Origin of the sequence: Flavobacterium hercynium (assembly GCF_002217285.1) — a bacterium.
In the GTDB taxonomy this organism is placed as follows: domain Bacteria; phylum Bacteroidota; class Bacteroidia; order Flavobacteriales; family Flavobacteriaceae; genus Flavobacterium; species Flavobacterium hercynium.
Genome location: NZ_MUGW01000015.1, coordinates 55389 through 77594, shown reverse-complemented (window position 1 = coordinate 77594; position 22206 = coordinate 55389). Strand labels below are relative to the sequence as shown.

The following is a 22206-nucleotide window of genomic DNA, read 5'->3' as shown; positions in this document are numbered from 1 at the left end:
TTTTTTTTTGTAAAACTATTTATTTCATATATACTTTAAAAATACTTATTTTGTCAATTATTAATACTTATTAGGTATTCATGGAATTACGTCATCTTAAATATTTTTTGGCTGTAGCCGAAGAATTAAACTTTACAAAAGCCGCAGAAAAACTTTTTATCTCGCAACCACCGTTGAGCCGGCAAATCATTGAACTCGAAAATGAAATTAAAGCAAAGCTCTTCATCAGAAATAATAAAAAAGTGGAACTTACAGAAGCCGGAAAGTATTTTAATCAAGAAGTAATTGCACTTTTTAAAAATCTGGAACAAATCTCCTTAAAAACAAAAAAAATTGCAGATAACGTTTCCGGAGAATTCACCATCGCCTATATCAGTTCCATTTATTCCTCTGTAATTTCAAAATTAATTCAACACTTAAAAGAACAATTTCCGTATGTCAATTTCAAACTTTTTGAAATCTCCACAACCAAACAAATAGATGCTTTAGAACAAGGCAAAATTGATTTAGGTATTATAAGATCTCCTGTAAAATCTCCTAAAATAAAATCACAACTTTGGTTTAAGGACGGATTTTCTGTGGTATACAATAAAGAGTTAATTCAAATTAATACCGAAGAAGAAATTCCAAATTTAAAAGATGAAACTTTTGTTTTCTTTAATAAAGATTATGCACCACATTATCATGAAGTTTTGTTAGAGCTATGTGCTTATTATGGCTTTAAGCCAAAAGTAGTGCACGAGTCGAATAACATTAATTCAATTGTACAATTAGTTAAAAATGGTTTAGGAATTTCTATTGTACCATCGAATATTGCCAAAAATAACAGAGATCTTGAAATTGGCTTTATCGAATTAAAAAAAGTACAATTATTTACGGATGTTTCTTTAATTACTTCAAAAGAAGACGATTCTGAAATCACCAAATCAGCGGTTGATTTTTTACTGCGTTTTTCAGAAAAATAAATAACTCTATTTATCTTATGTTCTTTCTGTTTGAAAAGAAGGAAAACCGTAAAAAAGAGCATTAGAAAAAATTTAAATTGCACTCTTTAAAACTAAAGTGTGACAAAAAAGTTACAATTTATCACAGGTGAATTTCTTGAAAAGCGCTAACTTTTAAATACCTTAGCAGAAATTACGTTACTTTATAAAATCAACTAAAAATGGCAGAGCAATCTTCAATTCAGTGCCCAAATTGCGGAACAACAATCGATGTAAATGATATTCTAAAACATCAGCTGGAAGACAGTATTCGTAAAGAATACCAACAAAAGGCGAATGCTCAGACTCGAGAACTTGAACTTAAAAATGAGCAATTCGAAAAGGCTAAAACTGAATTTGAAGCCAAAAAGAAACAGGAAAACGAACTTTTTGCAGAGCGTTTGGACCGTGAAAAAAAGGTAGCCGAAAAAGAAATCACCGAAAAATTAAAAACAAAACTCGACGAAGAAAACAAAGACCGTTTGCTTTCAATGGAAAAAGAACTTTCGGAGAAATCGGAGAAACTTCGCGAATTGAATAAAATGGCAGGCGAGATTGCCAAATTGCAGCGTGAAAAACTGGAGATGAAAGAATCCATCGAAGCAGAAGCCCAAAAACAACTCAACGCTACTTTAGTTTTAGAACGTGATAAAATTCGAAAACAAGAAGAAGAAAAAAACGAGCTTAAAATAAAAGAATACCAAAAGCAATCTGACGATCAAAAAAAGCTGATCGAAGAAATGAAGCGCAAGCAAGAACAAGGCTCTATGCAATTGCAAGGTGAAGTTATGGAACTTGCCATCGAAGAATGGCTGGCCAATAATTTTCCATTGGACAGCATCGATGAAGTTAAAAAAGGAGCAAATGGTGCAGATTGTCTTCAAATCGTAAACACCCGAGAACTGCAAAACTGTGGTTCTATTTATTATGAAAGTAAACGTACAAAAGCATTTCAACCTGCCTGGATTGAGAAATTCAAGAATGACATTAGAACCAAAAGAGCCAATATTGGTGTTTTGGTAACCGAAGTTATGCCAGCCGGAATGGACCGAATGGGAATGCGTGACGGTATCTGGATTTGTACCTACGAAGAATTCAAAGGTTTAAGTGCTGTTTTGCGTCAATCGCTGATTCAGGTAAGTCAGGCGGTTCAGGCGCAGGAAAACAAAGGCGATAAAATGTCGATGTTGTATGATTTTTTAACCAGCAACGAATTCCGCTTGCAGGTAGAAGGAATTGTAGAAGGTTTTACACAAATGCAAAGTGATCTGGATTCAGAAAAAAGAGCTATGCAACGTATTTGGAAACAAAGAGAAAAACAAATCGAAAAAGTAGTGCACAATACACTTGGAATGTACGGATCTATTCGTGGTATAGCAGGAAACGCAGTCCAAACCGTAAGAGCACTAGAACTGGATTTTATCGAAGATAAAGAAGACGATCCTAAAGAATTAGAATAATTATCAAATAAAAAAAATAACTCATTCTGGCGAAGCACATTGCAATACTAAGATTTGTCAAAATGAGTTTTTTTTTATCTATTTTATTTAATACTAATCTACCTTTCTAAAAACCAAAAGCTTACCGGAAGGATTAGATAAAGTCAGGCGATTATCTCCAATGATATATGCTGTAGTACTTTGTAGTGCTTTCGTAAATTCATTTTCTTTATTTCCGGAACCGCAAGCCATTAAAGTACCAATTACATTCGTAAATCGAAGAAGGTCTTTTTCGAAAAAGATTCTTCCGTTAATCGAGTTACAACCTCCAAAACCCATAAACTTATTTTCGGCAGCAAGAATTTCGATTCTTGGTCTTTCTTTCTGAAAATCAGTATCAAATACTTTGTATCCGTTTAATTCCTCCAAAACCCAAATATCATGCAGACGGTAGTCGGTGATATAATTTCCACAACCTTGCAGATTCGTAAAATCAGCATCTGTATTTTTTTTAACTTCGACAGAAACTTTATACGGCGAGATTGCTCCCGACATCGCATTTTGACATTCTAGCTGCTGAATCGTAATCACAGCACTGGAAGTTTCGTTTTTTACTTTGTACATTTTTACATTCGCATCCATTGCTCTAATTGGTTCCGTCGATGAAAACGTCAAACTTTCTTTTCCCTTTATCAACGATGTAAAAACCGTTTGTTCCCTTCCTATTTGTAGTGCCCAAAAAGGCTCCGTTCCCGTTGCCCTAAAATAAACCGTCATATCTTCCTCCTTACTAGTATTGGACGAAACAGCATCTTTATTTTCGGTGCCATTTGTACCGGTTGTTTTACAGCTTATTATCAAAATTGACAACAATAAGAAGAGTGTTATTTTTTTCATGAGACTATTTTTTAGAATGAACTTACGAGTGAAAAACGGATCTAAAACTAAATAAATTCCAACTTCTTATGTCAAAACTATTTAGACTTCTTTCAAATTTAAGAAAAATAACACAATTAAGAAAGAATTTTGAACACCTAAAAACCTTCGAAAACCACAGCAGGTAAAAGATTACGAAAATATACGTACTCAAAAACAGAATTATTCCAATAAAAAATTATTTAAATACGTATTTTTATAAGTATAAATACTTATATTTGCGTAGTAATACTTAATTTAGAAATCATGATTAAAGTAATAGTAGTTGGAAACGGCATGGTTGGTTACAAATTTTGCGAAAAGTTTATTGCAAAATCAGGACAAGAAAAGTATCAGATTACCGTATTTGGTGAAGAACCTCGACGTGCTTACGACCGCGTGCATCTAAGCGAATACTTTGGAGGAAAAACAGCAGATGATTTATCACTTTCTACCAAAGATTGGTATGCTGATCATAATATCATTCTAAACACTTCTGAACTCATTACCGATATCAATCGATCAGACAAAACAATTCACACACATCTCGAAAAAACACATACGTACGATTACTTAGTATTAGCCACAGGATCATCTGCCTTTGTTCCGCCTATTGATGGTGTTGAAAAAGAAGGCGTTTTTGTGTACAGAACCATTGAAGATCTGGATGCTATTATGGGCTATGCAAAAAAAATAAAACAAAAAGGCGGTACCGAAGCGGCAGTATTAGGCGGCGGATTGCTGGGACTTGAAGCAGCAAAGGCTGTTCGCGATTTAGGACTAAATCCTCACGTGGTTGAGTTCGCACCCCGCTTAATGCCAAGACAATTAGACAAAGGTGCCAGCGATATGCTGCAATCTAAAATAGAAGAACTAAACATTGGCATTCATCTAAACAAAGCCACTCAATATATCGACGGAAAAGAAAGCATCACAGGAATGATGTTCGCAGAAAATGAATTGTTAAAAGTTGACATGTTGGTTATTTCTGCGGGTATAAAACCTCGCGACGAACTCGCTCGTGTTTCAGGACTTGAAGTTGGTTTGCGAGGCGGTATCGTGGTGAACAATCAGATGCAGACATCAGATCCTTCTATTTATGCGATTGGCGAAGTAGCACTATACAATCAAAACATTTACGGACTTGTTGCTCCAGGTTACGAAATGGCTGATGTTGCTGCTGAGCAAATTCTGAACGGTTCAAAAACCATGAGAGAAACCATCGATATGTCGACACAATTGAAACTAATTGGTGTTGAAGTGGCGAGTTTTGGTGACCCATTTGTCGAAAATAATGATGTTACTGCCATTATTTATGAAAATAAACTGAGCGGAATTTACAAAAGAATCAATGTTACCAAAGATTCTAAAACCTTATTAGGCGGAATTTTAGTAGGCGATTCGAGCGATTATAATTCTCTATTTCAAATTTTCAGTAACGGAATGGCTTTGCCTAAAAATCCAGAAGATTTAATTCTAGGCTCCCGAGATGGTTCAGAAAGTTCAGGTTTTGGAAGTGTATTAGATTTACCGGAAAGTGCTGTAATATGTTCATGCGAAAATGTAACCAAAGGCGCCATTTGCTGTTCGCTTTTAGATGAAACCTGTTCGAATTTTTCAGATGTTGTAAAACACACCAAAGCTACTTCCGGTTGCGGAGGCTGTAAACCAATGGTTTCTGATCTTGTAAAAGCCACGCAAAAATCATTAGGAAAAGAAGTAAAAGATGTTATTTGTGAACATTTTAATTATACACGTCAGGAATTATACGATTTGGTAAAAATCAACAAATACGAGAATTTCTACGAAGTTGTAGATCATCATGGCAAAGGAGATGGCTGCGAAGTTTGTAAACCTGTTGTTGCTTCTATCTTCTCGAGTATTTATAACGATACCGCAAACAAACACGTAACAACTCAAGATACAAACGATAGATTTCTTGCCAATATTCAGAGAAACGGAACGTATTCTGTAGTGCCTCGCGTTGCCGGAGGAGAAATTACAGCCGAGAAACTAATTGTGATTGGCGAAGTAGCCAAACAATTTGATTTGTATACGAAAATCACAGGTGCTCAGCGCGTTGACTTATTTGGTGCTCATTTGAACGATTTGCCTAAAATCTGGAAAATACTAATCGATAACGGATTTGAAAGTGGTCATGCGTACGGAAAATCATTGCGTGCTGTAAAAAGCTGTGTCGGAAATGCATGGTGCCGTTACGGAATGGATGACAGTGCCGGATTTGCTATCGAATTAGAAAACAGATACAAAGGAATTCGTTCTCCTCACAAACTAAAAGGCGGTGTTTCTGCCTGCATTCGCGAATGTGCTGAAGCACGCGGTAAAGATTTTGGTTTGATTGCTGTTGAAGGCGGATGGAATTTATACATCGCAGGAAATGGCGGTGCAAATCCTAAACATGCTGTATTGCTGGCAGAGTCTATTGATAAAGAAACGGTTATAAAATACTTAGATCGCTTTTTAATGTATTACATCCGCACTGCCGGTCCTTTGGTACGAACTGCAACATGGCTGGACAAACTAGAAGGTGGTTTAGATTACCTAAAAGAAGTTATCATTGAGGACAGTTTAGGCATCTGCGAAACACTGGAAACGGAAATGCAAAGTCTGGTAAATACCTTTGAATGCGAATGGAAACAGGTATTAGAAAAACCAAGATTATTAAAACGCTTTAACCATTTTGTAAACTCTGAAGAAAAAGACGATAACATTGTTTTTGTTCCGCTGAGAGATCAAAAAATGCCAAGAGCTTGGTCATAAAAAAATTAAAATCAAAATATCAACTATTTAATGTTCGCTGTCCTCTTACCCTCTTTTTTACTGCGCCGTCAATTCTCTTGATTGTAAAAAGAGGGCTAAGAACAGGGAATCAAACAACCGCAAAAAAACATCAAAAATGGAAGAAATCTTAAATCAATACGAAACTGTACATATAAGTGATGCCACAATTTGGTTTAAAGCCGGAAAAGTAGAAGATTTTCCGACCAATCGCGGCGGATGCATTAAATACAAAAGCAAACAAATCGCCATTTTTAATTTTGCACGTCGTAACGAATGGTACGCTTGTCAAAATGCCTGCCCGCACAAAATGGAAATGGTATTGGCAAGAGGCATGACAGGATCTGCAGATGATATTCCTAAAATTGCCTGTCCCATGCATAAAAAAACATTCTCCTTAGTGGACGGAACAAACTTAAACGGAGATGATTTTAAAATTGCAGTTTATCCCATAAAAGTAATCGATGATGAAGTTTTTGTAGGTTTTGCAGATTAATTTCGATAATTTCGATTATCTATTATTTTACCAAAAATGAACACACCTTTTCAAAAAGCAAGCGCATGGATCGATGCAGAAAATGCACAGGATCCTAATATCGAAATCGATCAAAACAAAGAATATCCTAAAGAATTATTGTATTCGAACAGGATGTACGAAAGACTTATGCAATTTGAACCTCAAGCTTCTGAAGAAGTACAGATAGCATCAAAAGCACAGCATATTTGCAGATGGAAATTACCACGTGAATCATATCCAATGGATCGTGTGGGTTATTTGAAATGGAGAGAAGAACTTAAAAAGTTTCATGCTAAAACTACAGCAGAAATTTTAGAAAAAGCAGGATATAACGAAGATTTCTCTAATCGCGTTTCTTTTTTAATTGAAAAAAAACTGCTTAAAAAAGATGCCGAAACACAACTTCTTGAAGATGTTATTTGCCTGGTATTTTTAGAATATTATCTGGATCCTTTTGTGCAAAAACACGACGATGAAAAACTAAAAAACATCATCAAAAAAACCTGGGATAAAATGTCTGAAAAAGGACATCAGGAAGCCCTAAAAATCAACTATTCTGAAGATAATTTAAACTTGATAAAAGCGGCTTTAGCGTAGCTTTAAGCTGTAGGCTTTAGGCATTAAGCTTTAATACTAAGAACTAAAGACTAAGAACTAAGTACTAAGCACTAGGCACTAGGCACTAGGCACTAGGTACTAGGCACTAGGTACTAGCTACTAAGAACTAAAAAAACCAATGAAAAAAAGCAATCAGGAAGCTGCAGATAAAATAACATTCAAAAATTTACGTCGTTTGTATTTTTTTGCGCTTTTGACCATTGCTGTGACTATTATTTTAAGTCAGATTCTGGTTCAATACAACTTAAAGCAACAATTAAGCGATTCGAAGATTATAAATGTTTCGGGTAAGCAAAGAATGCTGAGCCAGAAAATTGTAAAAGAAGTTTTAATCTTAAATTTTGTTACAGATACCGTTTCGTCAAAACAGATTTCGCATTTAAAGAATGTGTTATCAACATGGAAAGCCAATCAGCAGGCGCTCGAAAATGGCAGTGATAGTTTGCTTTTTCCGAAAGAAAAAAGCGAAACACTACAAAAATTGTATCTCGATATAAAACCCAATTTCACAAATATTGAAACAGCTACAAATTTGTTTCTGAAGAATTTACAAAACGAAAAAAATCTTGCTGATAATACAAAATTGGTACAAACCATTCTCCAAAACGAAGGTATTTTTCTATCCAAAATGAATCAGATTGTATCGCAATACGATCTAGAAGCACATGAAAAAGTTACAGAACAACGCAGGATAGAATACTGGATTTTTGGCTTTACTTTATTGGTACTTCTTTTAGAATTTTTCTTCATTTTCAGACCTACCAGTAAAAAAATAGAAAAGCTTATTGCCAAACTTTTATCGTCTGAAAAGAAAGCACTGAAACTAGCTTACGACACCGAAATCATTAGCGAAATAAAGGAAAACTCGGTCAAAGAATTAAAGTCGCTCAATCATGCGATGGAAAATACTTTGTTGTATTGCCGCATTGCTCCTGACGGCTCGATCATTCACATTGGTGAAAAATTTGCAAAACTCATCAATTACACAAGATTTTCATCCAACAAAAAATTCTCTGAGGTTTTGACTACAGATGAAAAAGAACAGCTTAATATTGATCGAATTATTTTTGACAGGCAAAGAAGCGGCTGGCAAGGTGAGATCAAAATTATTAATAAAGAAGCCCAAACCATTTGGCTGGACATTTCTATGGTTCCTGTTACCATCAAAAAAAATGAACTGGAACTCTTGATTGTTTGCTTTAATATTACAGAACGCAAAAAAGCCCAACGCGAAGTAGAACGCCTTAATATTGAGAACAGTACCGAAAAAATCAATCAGCAAAAGATTATTTCGAGCAAAATTGTAGAAAATCAGGAAAACGAACAAAACCGAATCGCCAAAGAAATACATGATGGTATTGGTCAGATGCTTACCGGACTAAAATTTAGTCTTGAAAGCATAAATTTGGACGACAAAGAAAAAGCGGGTCAGAAAATCGAATATCTAAAAAAATTGTCACTCGATATTATAAAAGGGGTTCGTACTGCAACTTTCAATTTGATGCCACCGGAATTAAGCGATCACGGAATTGTTTCTTCACTGGCAAAACTTACCCAGGAACTTTCTAAACTAACGGGGAAAGAAATTCTTTTTTACAACAAAACCGACTTTAACCAGCGATTAGATTCTCTGATCGAAATAAATATTTACCGCCTCACACAGGAAGCCATTAACAATGCTATAAAATATGCCGATTCTACTCATATTATTGTACAGCTTTCACACAGCAATACCTTATTGAGCGTAATTGTTGATGATAACGGAAAAGGATTTGATGTTAATGCAGTAGATAAAAAACGCAACAGCGAATCCGGAATGGGATTATTGTTTATGAAAGAGCGTGTGCAATACATTAACGGACGTGTTTTTATCAAATCGATTTTAGATGAAGGCACGAGAATTACTTTTAATATTCCCATTTAGCATTTAGAAATTTTGTAAAGCAGGAACTTTCAAAAATTACGTACCTTAGCGCTATATTTATAGATGAATATACGTAAACAATTCAGAATTAAAATTAAGTAAATCATGAGTAATACTATCAGGGTAGTTTTAGCAGATGACCATGTATTCGTTAGAGACGGAATAAAATCATTATTAGAAACCGAAGCAAATATTGAGGTTGTTGGTGAAGCTATTGATGGTGCAGATGCGCTGGAAGTAATTGCAAACAGCAAACCCGACTTACTTATTGCTGATATTCGTATGCCTAACTTAACCGGAATCGAGTTAGTAGAAAGACTTAGAAATGACAACAATAGTTTGAAAATCATCATGCTTTCGATGCACGAATCAGAAGAATATGTGTTGAAATCTATCAAGGCCGGTGCCGATGGTTATTTACTAAAAGGTTCGAGCAAAGAAGAATTTCTAAAAGCATTGCATACCGTTGCAGGTGGCGGAAAATACTTCAGCGGTGATATTTCATCTATCTTAATTAGTCAGCTTACAAACGGAACAAACTCGCTGGAACCTAAGCAAATTCCGGGCGAAGAAATGATGATTACCAAACGAGAAAAAGAAATTCTATCCCTTTTATTATCAGGTAAAGGAAACAAAGAAATCGCTGAAGCTCTTGAGATTAGCAAAAGAACTGCCGAAGTTCACCGCTTCAACTTAATGAAAAAACTTAAAGTCAAAAATTTGATTGAACTTTCGAACAAAGCTTCAGAATATTCACTACTATAATTTCTGTCTAATACTTAAAATTCCGATTCAAAAAATAGTGTTTTGTCAAAATAGAGAATCAATTTTGTGATGTTGATAAATCTACTTAAAACGATAAAAATACTTACTTAAAACAATTAAAAAATACGTACATATACTTACATTTGATAAAACAAATCTAAGTACTATGAAAAACTCACATTCTTTAGCACAATCACACAAGATTTTATTTCTGAATACTTTAGCATTCACTGTATGTTTTGCTTGCTGGACATTAAACGGTGTGCTCGTTACTTTTTTAGTAGACAACGGTATTTTTCGCTGGAGCGTCGTACAAGTAGGATGGCTCCTTGGAATCCCCATTTTAACTGGCTCTGTTATGCGCCTGCCAATCGGAATACTAACGGATAAATACGGTGGCAAATATGTTTTTTCACTGCTTTTGCTCCTCTGCTCTATTCCGTTATTTTTACTTCCTTTTGCCGATAGCTTTTTCATGTTTTCCCTGCTGAGCTTTTTATTTGGAATGGTCGGAACAAGCTTTGCTGTTGGTATAGGCTATACTTCTATCTGGTATCCTAAAGAATGGCAAGGACGCGCTTTGGGAATTTTTGGAATGGGAAATGCGGGTGCTGCAATCACAACCTTCTTAGCACCTTCCCTTCTTAACTACTTTTCGATAGAAGATCCTCAAAATGGTTGGAAAACATTACCTGTTATATATGCAATTTCTTTACTTGTAATCGGAATCGCTTTTTTATTTTTTGCGGAGAATAAAAAGATAGAAAACCAGACCAAAACAATCACTCAAATGCTGCAACCACTAAAAAGTGCCCGTGTTTGGCGTTTTGGAGCCTATTATTTTTTAGTTTTTGGCTGCTTTGTTGCTTACTCACAATGGCTTCTGCCCAACTTTATGAATGTCTACCAGACAAGTCTTGTCATGGGCGGGTTGTTTGCGACTCTTTTCAGTTTGCCTTCAGGTGTAATTAGAGCTTTTGGCGGCTACTTGTCAGACAAATACGGAGCCCGAAAAGTGATGTATTGGGTTCTTGGTTCTTCTGTTATTTTAAGCGCTTTATTAATGATTCCAAAAATGGAAATTACGACAACCGGACCTGGTGTATTAGCGACTAAAAAAGGAATTATCACATCCGTTTCAAATCAAAATATTGCAATGGATCAAACTGAATTTGCTATTGCGCAGAAAAAAGAAAATAAGAGCGAAAATGCCATTTTTCCGACTACAACTTCCTGGCAGCAAGTTGTAGTGGCTGAAAATCAAAGTGTAAAGAAAAAAGAATTACTTGCCAAAGGTATTACGGTAATTAAATTTGATGCTAATATGTGGGTTTTCCTTGTTTTAGTAATTCTAATCGGGATTTCATGGGGAATTGGAAAAGCGGCAGTCTACAAACATATTCCTGAATATTTCCCGACCGAAGTTGGAGTTGTTGGCGGTATGGTGGGTATGATTGGCGGATTAGGTGGATTCTTTGGTCCTATCATTTTTAGCTACTTATTGACCGTAACTGGTATATGGTCAAGCTCTTGGATATTTATTTTATTATTTTCGACCATTTGTCTGGTGTGGATGCATTGCATAATTATCAAAATTAGCACAGAAAAGCAATCAGTCTTTAACAAAATAATAGCTACAAACTAAATCACCAAATAAAAAAATAAAAATCAGATATAAACTAACTTTTATCATAAAAACATATAAATTTTTCTTATAATTTTACTATTCATTTAAAAAACATCACTATGAAAAAATTTATAATTACTTTTTTCGCATTGTTAGGAATAGTTACTGTTCAAGGACAGGAATTAGATGTAAATCTGCAAGTTAGACCTCGCTTTGAATATAGGAATGGATACAAAACACTACTTCCGGAAGGTCAGGAAGGAACATCACAAATTTCACAACGTTCCCGTTTAAATTTTGATTACAAACAAGATCAATTATCTTTAAAACTGAGCTTGCAAAATGTCAGAACCTGGGGAGATGTTCCGCCAAATACACTTGCTGATAAAAACGGCGTTGCTGTATACGAAGCCTGGGCACAATATGATTTTACCGAGAAGTGGAGCGCCAGAATGGGACGCCAGACACTTTCTTACGATAACCAGCGTATAATGGGAGATGTAGACTGGGCACAACAAGGACAAAGCCATGACGCGATAACTGCTTTATATCACCATGAAAACCAAACACTTAATTTAGGATTAGCCTATAATTCTAATGCTGAAAATGTGCTTCAAACGCCTTATACGGTAGCCAATTACAAAGCCATGCAATATGCTTGGTATCATAATAAAATAAATGAAAATTTAAATTTAAGCCTGCTGTTTCTAAATACAGGTTATGAATATGCAAATGCAAATGAAAAATTACTGGTAGATTACAAACAAACCTTTGGAACGTATGTAACCTACATCTCCAAAAAAATTAACAGTAATCTAAGTGTATACGGTCAAACCGGAAAAAGTACAGACAGACAAGTGGGTGCCTGGAATGCTGCTTTAAACTTAGCTTATAACATAACAGATTCTTTTAGTGCTGGTTTTGGCTACGAATATTTATCAGGAACAGATATGGATGACAACAGTAGAAAATTAAAATCCTTCAACCCGATATTCGGAACCAATCATGCCTTTAATGGTTTTATGGACTATTTTTATGTTGGCAATCATTTAAACAGTGTTGGTTTACAAGATGCATCATTAAAGTTTACTTACAATGTTCAAAAATGGCAATTTGCTTTGATTCCTCATGTTTTCTCTGCTCCCAACAAAGTAATCACACCACTCAATGAAAAAATGGATTCTTACTTAGGAACTGAAATCGATTTAACAGCCGGATTCAAATTCAAAAAAGATATTGTTCTTACGGGAGGTTACTCGCAAATGTTTGGATCTAAAACACTGGAATTCTTAAAAGCAGGTGATGCTGGACATACCAACAATTGGGCGTGGTTAATGATCTCTGTAAATCCAAGAATTTTTTCTTTTCACAAAAGTTAAAAGCAGATATACTATAATTTCAAAATCTCCTTTGTTCACTACGAAGGAGATTTTTTTATGTTTTAATCTAGAAAATAAATCTCAAAATCTACGTATTTATAAGTAAAAATACTTATTTTTACAATTCACTTTATAAGTGATTCACAGAAATTTCTTCAGTTATTATTTTCAGATAAAAACAAACTGTAATGCAAAATACCAAAATCAAAACTACTTGTTCGTACTGTGGCGTTGGCTGTGGAATCATCGTAACCAACGATGCTAAAAATGGTGTTATGGTTACAGGCGACAAAGATCATCCTGTCAACAAAGGAATGTTATGTTCAAAGGGAATGAATTTGCATTACGTAGTCAACGACACCTCAGACCGAATTCTGTATCCGGAAATGCGGGGCAGTAAATCGTATCCGCTCGAACGCGTAAGCTGGGAAACCGCACTTAACCGTGCTGCAGCCGTTTTTACATCAATTATCAAAAAACACGGACCGGATAGCGTTGGTTTTTACATTTCAGGACAATGCTTAACCGAAGAATATTATTTGGTCAATAAACTGGTAAAAGGCTTTCTAAAAACAAATAATATCGACACGAACTCGCGCTTGTGTATGAGCTCTGCAGTTGTAGGCTATAAAAAAACCTTTGGCGAAGACTCCGTTCCTATTGCTTATGATGACATTGAACTTGCCGACACTTTTCTAATTACAGGAGCCAATCCGGCATGGTGTCATCCTATTTTGTTTCGAAGAATTGAAAAACACAAAGAGAAAAATCCAAAAGTAAAAATCATCGTTATCGATCCAAGGCGAACAGATACCGCTGCTTTCGCAGATTTACATTTGCAAATAATGCCAGGTTCCGATATTATTCTCTATCATGCTATCGCTAAAAGGATCATTGAAAAAGGATATGTAGATCATGATTTTGTAAAAAATAATGCCGAAAACTTCAAACAATACAAAGATTTAGTTTTAGGTACTTCTTATGAAAAAGCCTCAAAAATCTGTGGGATTTCTGTTCCCGATATTAAACTCGCTGCAGATACCATCGGAAAAGCAAAAGGTTTTATTTCCCTTTGGGCAATGGGACTTAATCAAAGTGCCGTTGGCGTAGATAAAAATACTGCGTTGCTCAATCTTTCTCTGCTTACAGGACAAATAGGCAAACCAGGTTCAGGACCTTTTTCGCTTACAGGTCAGCCCAATGCAATGGGCGGACGAGAAGTAGGCGGTATGGCAACGCTTCTGGCAGCACACAAAGACATCGCAAATCCAGAACATCGCAAAGAAGTAGCTGATTTTTGGGGAGTCGATGCATTATCAGACAAACCCGGATTAACGGCCACTGAAATGTTTGAAGCGCTTGAATCAGGCAAAATGAAAGCCGTCTGGATCATCTGCACCAATCCGTTAGTGAGTTTACCCGATTCCCGACGCATCGAAAAAGCATTGCAAAATGCAAAATTTGTAGTCGTTCAGGACATCTCGCACAATGCCGACACCACAAAATACGCCGACTTATTATTGCCTGCCGCAGGCTGGCTGGAGAAAGAAGGAACCATGACCAACTCTGAACGTCGTATTTCTTATTTACCAAAAGGCATTAATCCTCCGGGTGAAGCACTTTCGGATATCGAAATCTTAATTCGATTCGCTAAAAAAATGAATTTTAACGGCTTCGATTACAACAGTGCCGAAGAAATTTACAAAGAACACTGCGCCCTAACCAAAAACACCAATATCGATATTTCGTTCCTCAATTACCATCGATTAAAAACCGAAGGAACCTTTCAATGGCCCGTTCCTGATTACGGACATCCGGGAACGCCTCGCCTCTTTACCGATAAAAAATTCTACACCCCGACAAAAAAAGCTATTTTTAATCTTCCGGAACATATTGAAAACACGTCCGAACAGCCTTCTCCTGAGTTTCCATTTATCTTAACCACAGGAAGGGTTCGTGACCAATGGCATACGATGACTAAAACAGGTAAAGTATCGCGTTTACTAACACATACACCGAATCCTTTTTTAGAAATTAATCCAATCGATGCTTTTAAAAATGAAATAAAAGAAGGTGACATTATAACAGTTACAAGCAAAAACGGCGAAGTTCGTGTAAAAGCAAAAATCACAGATTCTATAAAAGAAAAAGTAGTTTTCCTTCCTATGCATTGGGGAAAGCAACTCGAAAACGACTTAAACCGAACCAATAACTTAACCAACACAGTTGTAGATCCCGTTTCGAAAGAACCTGATTTTAAATACACAACGGTTTCGATAAGCAAATATGTAAAACCTTTCCAGAAAATTGCCATTGTGGGCGCAGGTGCTGCTTCTTTCCGATTCATACAGAACTATCGCGAATTCAATTCGACCGATGAAATTATCGTTTTTTCCAATGAAGTAAATCCGTTTTACAATCGTGTTCTACTTCCGGAATATATGACGGGAGAATTTACCTGGGAACAACTCCTAAAAGTAAAAGACGGAGAATCGTTAAGCAAATTAAACATTACCATGAAATCCGGTGTTGCCGTTACTAAAATCAATGCCACAGCAAAAACCGTTGTCGATAGTGAAGGCATTTCACATTCGTTTGACTCCCTGATTTTAGCCACCGGAAGCCGTCCTTTTGTGCCCGAAAATGCACAACTTCATTTACCCGGGCGATTTACCGTTCGAAGAAAAGAAGATGCAGACCGCCTAAAACACTATTTAGACAATACCAATTTACCTGCCGAAGAACAGCATGTTGTTATCATTGGAGGCGGATTATTAGGCTTAGAACTTGCCGCAGCACTCAAACATAAAAAAGTAAAGATCACCATTATTCAGAGAGCTTCCCGCTTAATGGAACGTCAATTAGACTTAATTTCAAGTAAATTACTGGCAGAAGAAGTACAACTTCGCGACATTCAAATTTACTTTGACAATGAGGTAAGTACCATTTTTGAAACCGATAACGAAAACGAACTAGAAATCGCATTAAAAAGCGGGCGTATTTTCACGGCAAATGCCATCGTTTACACCATTGGCACCATTCCAAACATCGAAATCGCCAGAGAAACCGGTTTAGTTTGTGGTCGTGGCGTTAAGGTCAATCAATTTTTACAATCCTCAAATCCTGATATTTACGCTATTGGAGAAATAGCCGAATTCAATAATAAGTTATTTGGCATCACCTCTGCTGCAGAAGAACAAGCCAACATATTAGCCAACTTTCTGGCAGGTGATATCAGCAGTTATTACAAAGGTTCCGTTCTAATGAATATTCTAAAACTGGAAGACATTAATTTATGCAGCATTGGTGATATTCAAATTCCGGAAAACGACGATTCTTACGAAGAAATCATTTTTGCCGATTTAAAACACCGCTACTATAAAAAATGCATTGTAAAAGATGATTTGCTAGTTGGAGCCATTCTGATGGGAGATAAAAACGAATTTGCCGAATTCAAAACCCTGATCGAAAGTAAAATCGAACTTTCAGACAAACGAAATTCATTACTTCGTGGAAGCTCAAATGCAAAACCTGTTTTAGGCAAACTCGTTTGTTCCTGCAGTCAGGTTGGAACAGGAAACATCGAAGAAACGATAAAAAGCGGAATCAGCAATTTTACCGATTTATGTAAAAATACCGGCGCCGGATTAGGCTGCGGAAGCTGTAAAACCGAAGTAAAAGAGATTTTAGCAAAGTGTAAAGTTTAGTTTTTTCAGTTTCAGGTTTCAAGTTTCAGGTTGAGTTACTTAACGACAAAGATTATCGACAAAGTTTAAAACGTGAAACATGAAACTTGAAACAACAAATATCAAACCAAAAACAACAAACAACAAACAATAAAATGGAACTAACAAGACTAATAGTAAAAGGCGGTGTCATTTCACCGGGAGAGCTCAAAGAAGTTGTTGCTTTGGCAATCGATCAGGGTTTAGATTCTATTTCCTTTGGTTCACGACAAGATATAATCTTCCCAAAAGATTTCAAATCATTCGATAAGGAACATTTGAACAAACATCATTTTGTTTTTCCTGACGAAAGAACCAGCAACAATATTGTTTCTTCATACGTCTCGACAGACATTTTTAGAAATACGGCATGGCTCACCGGAAACCGATTGTTGTACATTTTGGAACAGTTTAAAGAACAGCCAAAACTAAAAGTTAATATTACTGACCCTAAGCAGCAGCTCGTTCCCTTATTTACCGGACATCTTAATTTTATAGCCTCAGAACACGAAGATTATTGGTATTTATACATTCGATTACCAAAATGGGAACGTATGGAAATATATCCTGTTTTAATTTACAGCTGGGATATAGCAACACTGAATTACGAAATCGAAAATATCATCGCCCACGAAACATACGACATTGATATCCTTTTTAGTTTGCTCAGTGAAGCGCTGAATACCAATAACAGAACGATCGATAAACCTTTGAAGGTTCCCTTCTACCCTTTTCCGTATTACGAAGGCATGAATCTTATGGGAATAGATCAATATTGGCTCGGTTTATATTGGCGAAACAACAAGTATGATCTGACCTTCCTGAAAGAAATGTGCGACCTGTGTTTTGATTGTAAAATTGGTAAGATATCTATAACACCCTGGAAATCTTTTATCATAAAAGGAATCCCAAAAGACCGAAAACTGGAATGGGAAAAATTCCTTGGCAAAAAAGGAATCAACGTACGCCATTCTTTATTAGAACTCAATTGGCATTTACCCGTTGCAACCGAATGGGCATTAAATCTAAAAACCTTTCTCGTACGAACGCTGGATCAATATGATATTAGTACCTACGGATTAACGTTTGGTTTATCTGAATACAATCGCGAAGGACATTATTTCACTTCCATTGTTATCGAAAAAAACGAACTTCCAAAAGACCTCGCTTCAATAAAGATTCGGGACACTTATAATGTTTTGTTTGCAAAAAATTTCGATCCCAATACACGGGAATACATCGTGCATTCACAAGATATCGACAAACTGGAACTTCCTACTATATTAATAGAATTAAGCCGCAACTATTTTGAGGAGCTTGGCAACTCAGTATCAGAAACTATCGAAAATTCACAAAAAAAAGAAAAACCACAAGCCGATATTTACCAATGCCAGGAATGCCTCACGCTCTATAATTCAGAATACGGAGATGAAAGTCAGGGAATTCCAAAAGGTATTTTATTTACCAATCTTCCTGAAACTTATTGTTGTTCCTTATGTGAAGCTTCAAAAATCAATTTTAAAATCTTAGAAACAGTAGCAGACTAAAACCTTATAGAATTCAGTCATACTAATTTTCAGGAGCTATTCCTGCTGTCCGCTGTATCTTTTGTTTTTCTAAAGAAAAAAACAAAAGGATGCCGCTTCCATCAGGGCTAGAAATACCGTTTCCAAAACTTCCTTCTTGCTATTATTCAAAATCCTGATTTTTACATTTACCAAGTAATTTACTTCATTTCTCAGCATAATTGTTAAGAAATTTTGATTTTCAAAAAAGGCAAAAAACCTAATCAACTAAAAACAAATACGTTAAAGAATTATTTCAAGAAAAAGCTTAACATTGGCGGACTTGTTTAATAACTATATTTACCTAACAATCAATTAACAATTTATTTACATTGTTAGTAAAATCCTCAACTAAAAGCATCTTTACTATGGAAAACAACAACGAAGAAATTACACCTCAAAAAATCGACGCACCAACAACTGAAAATACTCAGCCTGTTACTGAAGATACAAAAACTGTAAATACGCCAGCTGCAAAACCAGTTAGCAAAACAACTACAGCTAAATCAACTACTACAAAAACTGCAACACCAAAACCTACAACAGCCAGAACAACAACGCCAAAAACTGCAGCTACAACAACACCAAAAGCTACAGTTACAAAAGTTCCGGTAAAAAAGGTTGCAACACCAACTATAAAACCAGAAGCTATAGCAGAAGTTACTGAACCAAAAGAAGACAAAACTGCAAAAACTGAAACTGCTGAAGTCACTTCAACTAAAGAATCTAAGAAAGAAAAATTAACCGATAAAAAATCTAAAAAATTGAAAGACAAAGACAAGGACAAAGAGAAAAAGAAATTAGCGAAGAAAAAAGAGAAAGCTAAAAACGATAAGAAGAAGGAAAAAGCTAAAAAAGCGAAACAAAAAGCCAAAGCAAAGAAAAAAGAAAAGGCTAAAAAAGCAAAACTTAAAGCTAAAGCTAAAAAAATAGCGAAAAAGAAAGCTAAAAAATCAAAGTCAAAAAAGAAAAAATAATATCTCTAAAGGTTCAGCTCAAAAAGTTGAACCTTTTTTATTTATTCAAAATATAATTTATTAAATAAGTATTCAAAACAATTATAGTCTCCTAACAGGTTTCCAAAACCTGTTAGGTATCTTTAAACATAAGAATAGAAAACTAAAAAAATCCTCCGCTATCGCGAGCATCTTGCTCGTGAACGCAAAACATTTTGCTCAAAGTTCCGTAGGAACGATACATTTTGTAGCAACGGATTTTAATCCGTTGATTAAATAACGACCGTAGCTAAAGTTCCATAGGAACGATCCATTTTGACCAGCTTGGTCTGAGAATATGCATAAAATATCGGCCGATCCTATGGATCTTTTTTTTATTCTGTACGATAAAACCGGATTAAAATCTGGCTCTACAATATCAGCCGAGCCTATGGCTCTTTACAAACAAAGCCTAATAAAAACAAGTCAAATACCTAGAAGGTTTTGAAAACATAAGAATAGAAAATTAAAAAAATAATTCTCACCCCCCAATCGTAATCATACTGCGATTATCAAAATGCAACGAAGGATCATCCATTTCCTGAATAGTAACCATTCCGGCTCTAACTTTCTTTTTATTTTTTATAGATTCAAAAATCAAATTCTCAATTGATTCCCCTTGTCGGAAAGCAGTCAATAAATCTGTTTCTGAATTTGAGAAAAGACAGTTTTTTATTTTACCATTTGCCGTCAGGCGAATTCTGTTACAGCCATCACAAAACGGATTCGTAATCGAACTTATAATTCCAAAATTGCCCTGATATCCTTTTATTTGATACGTTCTGGCGGTAAAGTTTTTTTCATCTTCTAATTTCTGAATAGCTTCAGAAGAAAAAACATTTTCTAATTGCGATAAAATTTCGTTTTGAGAAACCATTTTGCTTCTGTCCCATTCATTCCCTGCAAAAGGCATAAACTCAATAAAACGTACAGAAACAGGCAAAAATTGGGTCAATTTTACAAAGTCAGCAATTTCATTTTCATTAAAACCTTTCATCAAAACAACATTTATTTTTACTTTAAAGTTATTTTCCAAAAGCAAATGTAAATTATCAACAACCTTTTGAAACTGATCTCTCAAAGTAACCGAATGAAATTTGGAAGCTACCAAAGTATCAAGACTTAAATTAATTTTCCTGATCTTCGTTTGTTTCAAAACCTCAATAAACCGATCAATCAAAATACCGTTGGTCGTGATTGAAAGCGAGACATCCAGCGTTGCCAATTTTGAAGCAATCTCCGGAAAATCCTTTCTTAAAAGTGGCTCACCACCCGTTAATCTAATTTTATCTACACCATTCTCTACGAAAGTCTGAGCGATTGCAAAAATCTCATCTGCCGTCATTAAATCGGCTTTTGGAGATAATGTTATTCCGTCAGCAGGCATGCAATACGTACAACGCAAATTGCATTTTTCCAGCAACGAAATACGCAAATAATTGTGTTTTCGCCCAAAATCATCCGTTAAAATGGTTTTAGATGTTGTCATGGTTTTTTCCTTTTAAAATATGAAAAACGTGCAAGACATGCGGAAAAACGGCATCCATAGATTCTCTGGCTCCGTTTGTTGATCCCGGCAATGCCAAGATCAGACTTTTTCCTATTGTACCCGCAACCGTTCTGGATAACATCGCATACGGCATTCGTTGCTGACCGTAATTGCGAATCGCTTCTTCAATTCCCGGAATTCGGCTTTCCAGTAATGGTGCCAGCGCTTCCGGCGTAACATCTCTTGGTGATAATCCCGTTCCTCCGGTAAAAATAACCAGCTGATGTCCTTCGGCGAAAGCCTTAGTTCTTTCCTGAATAATATCTAATTCGTCAGGAATAATCTCGTAATGTGCTGTTTCTACACCACAAGCATTTAGTTTTTCGACAATAATTTTTCCGGAACGATCTTCCTTATCACCCGCAAAAATAGAATCAGAGCAAACAAAAACGGCTGCTTTGATTACATTCGAAAATTTATTTTTAAAAGATGATTTTCCACCCTCTTTGCTACTCAATTTAATATTAGAAATTTCAATTTCCTTATCAATCGGTTTTAGCATATCGTACATGGTAAGCGCGACTATAGAAGCACCATGCATTGCTTCGACCTCAACACCGGTTTTGTAAACTGTTTTTACCGTAAAAATAATCTCAATCGACAAACCTTCAATTCTATAATTGACTGACGTATACTCAATTGGAATTGGGTGACAATCCGGAATCGATAAATGGGTATTTTTCACAGCAAACAATCCTGCTGTTTTTGCCATTTCAAGCACGTTACCTTTTGGAACCAGATTATTCACAATTGCATCAATTGTTTCTTGCTTACTCACATTGACAATTGCTGTTGCTGTAGCGGCTCTTAACGTATTTATTTTATGCGTAATATCTACCATTATTGGTGTATTTTTTTAGGTGTTTTGTTTCCAGGTAAAGGTGTCATTTTCAAACATTTCTTTACCAAAAATAGGCACATCCGTTTTAATCCAGTTTACAATTGCTTCTGTAGCTTCATATACTTGTTTGCGTCGTGTTGCTGAAACAAAAACAAACAAACATATTTCTCCAGCTTTTACGACGCCTAAACTATGATAAATATGCATACAGGTTAGATCAAACTTTGCAAAGGCTCTTTCCCGAATGGTATGCAACGCTTCATTCGCCATATCGGTATATGCAGAATAATCAATGGCAACCACTGTATTATCATGAATAACATCGGCACGTACCTGACCCAGAAAAATATTATGTGCACCAATCGTATGCTTCGATTGATGTTTGGCAATAGACTCGGCTATAAATTCGGAAGAAATTGGTCCTTCTACAAATACATTTTTACTCATTATTTCTTTATTTAATTCGTTTCGAAAAACGATCTTTATTTACTACTGTCAGAACACAAATTATAGAGATTAGAATTGAACACGAATTTCACGAATTAACACCAATATATTAATGTAA

The 22206-nt window shown here is 35.6% G+C and carries 16 protein-coding genes; 12 read left to right on the top strand and 4 right to left on the bottom strand.

From position 1 onward, the window contains the following. The first annotated feature begins 80 nt into the window (after positions 1–80). Positions 81–965 (top strand): LysR family transcriptional regulator, encoded by an 885-nt coding sequence (locus B0A66_RS07215; protein ID WP_089049183.1) that lies wholly within the window; start codon positions 81–83, stop codon positions 963–965. 200 nt (positions 966–1165) lie between these two features. Beyond that, a complete protein-coding gene (locus B0A66_RS07210) occupies positions 1166–2443 on the top strand; it encodes a DUF2130 domain-containing protein (RefSeq protein WP_089049182.1) in 1278 nt (425 codons plus the stop codon). 93 nt (positions 2444–2536) lie between these two features. Here B0A66_RS07210 and B0A66_RS07205 read toward each other — a convergent pair whose 3' ends face one another. Next, entirely contained in the window at positions 2537–3319 is a 783-nt protein-coding gene (locus B0A66_RS07205) for an META domain-containing protein (protein WP_089049181.1), read from the bottom strand. A 285-nt stretch (positions 3320–3604) separates the two neighbouring features. On the opposite strand from B0A66_RS07205, the gene nirB reads away from it, so the two are divergent. The 10 genes from nirB (at position 3605) to B0A66_RS07155 (ending at position 19233) form a co-directional block, all read left to right on the top strand. Next, positions 3605–6118, top strand: a complete 2514-nt coding sequence (gene nirB / locus B0A66_RS07200) for a nitrite reductase large subunit NirB (protein WP_089049180.1) — start codon at positions 3605–3607, stop codon at positions 6116–6118. Positions 6119–6254: 136 nt separating this feature from the next. Continuing rightward, positions 6255–6632 carry a nitrite reductase small subunit NirD gene (nirD, locus tag B0A66_RS07195; protein WP_089049179.1) on the top strand — a complete coding sequence of 126 codons (378 nt, stop codon included), beginning with the start codon at positions 6255–6257 and terminating at the stop codon, positions 6630–6632. A gap of 36 nt (positions 6633–6668) precedes the next feature. Continuing rightward, positions 6669–7250, top strand: a complete 582-nt coding sequence (locus B0A66_RS07190; RefSeq protein ID WP_089049178.1) for a DUF4202 domain-containing protein — start codon at positions 6669–6671, stop codon at positions 7248–7250. A gap of 139 nt (positions 7251–7389) precedes the next feature. Continuing rightward, positions 7390–9195, top strand: a complete 1806-nt coding sequence (locus B0A66_RS07185) for a PAS domain-containing sensor histidine kinase (RefSeq protein WP_089049177.1) — start codon at positions 7390–7392, stop codon at positions 9193–9195. A gap of 105 nt (positions 9196–9300) precedes the next feature. Continuing rightward, positions 9301–9960: a response regulator transcription factor gene (locus tag B0A66_RS07180; protein ID WP_089049176.1), complete on the top strand. Its 660-nt coding sequence runs from the start codon at positions 9301–9303 to the stop codon at positions 9958–9960. 166 nt (positions 9961–10126) lie between these two features. Further along, a complete protein-coding gene (locus tag B0A66_RS07175; RefSeq protein ID WP_089049175.1) occupies positions 10127–11605 on the top strand; it encodes an MFS transporter in 1479 nt (492 codons plus the stop codon). A 101-nt stretch (positions 11606–11706) separates the two neighbouring features. Continuing rightward, positions 11707–12966: an alginate export family protein gene (locus B0A66_RS07170; RefSeq protein WP_089049174.1), complete on the top strand. Its 1260-nt coding sequence runs from the start codon at positions 11707–11709 to the stop codon at positions 12964–12966. A 188-nt stretch (positions 12967–13154) separates the two neighbouring features. Next, positions 13155–16673: a nitrate reductase gene (locus B0A66_RS07165; protein ID WP_089049173.1), complete on the top strand. Its 3519-nt coding sequence runs from the start codon at positions 13155–13157 to the stop codon at positions 16671–16673. A gap of 134 nt (positions 16674–16807) precedes the next feature. Further along, positions 16808–18238: a rubredoxin gene (locus tag B0A66_RS07160; RefSeq protein ID WP_089049194.1), complete on the top strand. Its 1431-nt coding sequence runs from the start codon at positions 16808–16810 to the stop codon at positions 18236–18238. A 386-nt stretch (positions 18239–18624) separates the two neighbouring features. After that, positions 18625–19233 (top strand): hypothetical protein, encoded by a 609-nt coding sequence (locus tag B0A66_RS07155; protein WP_089049172.1) that lies wholly within the window; start codon positions 18625–18627, stop codon positions 19231–19233. 499 nt (positions 19234–19732) lie between these two features. Here B0A66_RS07155 and moaA read toward each other — a convergent pair whose 3' ends face one another. From moaA to B0A66_RS07140, 3 genes are read right to left on the bottom strand one after another with little or no spacing between them, the layout of a single operon-like run. Further along, a complete protein-coding gene (gene moaA, locus B0A66_RS07150; protein ID WP_089049171.1) occupies positions 19733–20740 on the bottom strand; it encodes a GTP 3',8-cyclase MoaA in 1008 nt (335 codons plus the stop codon). Next, positions 20727–21641, bottom strand: coding sequence for a bifunctional molybdenum cofactor biosynthesis protein MoaC/MoaB (gene moaCB, locus B0A66_RS07145; RefSeq protein ID WP_089049170.1), 915 nt, complete (start codon positions 21639–21641; stop codon positions 20727–20729). The genes moaA and moaCB overlap by 14 nt, the downstream gene beginning before the upstream one ends. 15 nt (positions 21642–21656) lie before the next feature. Further along, positions 21657–22088, bottom strand: a complete 432-nt coding sequence (locus tag B0A66_RS07140) for a molybdenum cofactor biosynthesis protein MoaE (protein ID WP_089049169.1) — start codon at positions 22086–22088, stop codon at positions 21657–21659. Positions 22089–22206 lie beyond the last annotated feature (118 nt).

Excerpts from the sequence above, each read along its gene's own strand:
- B0A66_RS07215 (WP_089049183.1), top strand. The coding sequence starts at position 81 with ATGGAATTACGTCATCTTAAATATTTTTTGGCTGTAGCCGAAGAATTA.
- B0A66_RS07210 (WP_089049182.1), top strand. The coding sequence starts at position 1,166 with ATGGCAGAGCAATCTTCAATTCAGTGCCCAAATTGCGGAACAACAATC.
- B0A66_RS07205 (WP_089049181.1), bottom strand. The coding sequence starts at position 3,319 with ATGAAAAAAATAACACTCTTCTTATTGTTGTCAATTTTGATAATAAGC.
- nirB (WP_089049180.1), top strand. The coding sequence starts at position 3,605 with ATGATTAAAGTAATAGTAGTTGGAAACGGCATGGTTGGTTACAAATTT.
- nirD (WP_089049179.1), top strand. The coding sequence starts at position 6,255 with ATGGAAGAAATCTTAAATCAATACGAAACTGTACATATAAGTGATGCC.
- B0A66_RS07190 (WP_089049178.1), top strand. The coding sequence starts at position 6,669 with ATGAACACACCTTTTCAAAAAGCAAGCGCATGGATCGATGCAGAAAAT.
- B0A66_RS07185 (WP_089049177.1), top strand. The coding sequence starts at position 7,390 with ATGAAAAAAAGCAATCAGGAAGCTGCAGATAAAATAACATTCAAAAAT.
- B0A66_RS07180 (WP_089049176.1), top strand. The coding sequence starts at position 9,301 with ATGAGTAATACTATCAGGGTAGTTTTAGCAGATGACCATGTATTCGTT.
- B0A66_RS07175 (WP_089049175.1), top strand. The coding sequence starts at position 10,127 with ATGAAAAACTCACATTCTTTAGCACAATCACACAAGATTTTATTTCTG.
- B0A66_RS07170 (WP_089049174.1), top strand. The coding sequence starts at position 11,707 with ATGAAAAAATTTATAATTACTTTTTTCGCATTGTTAGGAATAGTTACT.
- B0A66_RS07165 (WP_089049173.1), top strand. The coding sequence starts at position 13,155 with ATGCAAAATACCAAAATCAAAACTACTTGTTCGTACTGTGGCGTTGGC.
- B0A66_RS07160 (WP_089049194.1), top strand. The coding sequence starts at position 16,808 with ATGGAACTAACAAGACTAATAGTAAAAGGCGGTGTCATTTCACCGGGA.
- B0A66_RS07155 (WP_089049172.1), top strand. The coding sequence starts at position 18,625 with ATGGAAAACAACAACGAAGAAATTACACCTCAAAAAATCGACGCACCA.
- moaA (WP_089049171.1), bottom strand. The coding sequence starts at position 20,740 with ATGACAACATCTAAAACCATTTTAACGGATGATTTTGGGCGAAAACAC.
- moaCB (WP_089049170.1), bottom strand. The coding sequence starts at position 21,641 with ATGGTAGATATTACGCATAAAATAAATACGTTAAGAGCCGCTACAGCA.
- B0A66_RS07140 (WP_089049169.1), bottom strand. The coding sequence starts at position 22,088 with ATGAGTAAAAATGTATTTGTAGAAGGACCAATTTCTTCCGAATTTATA.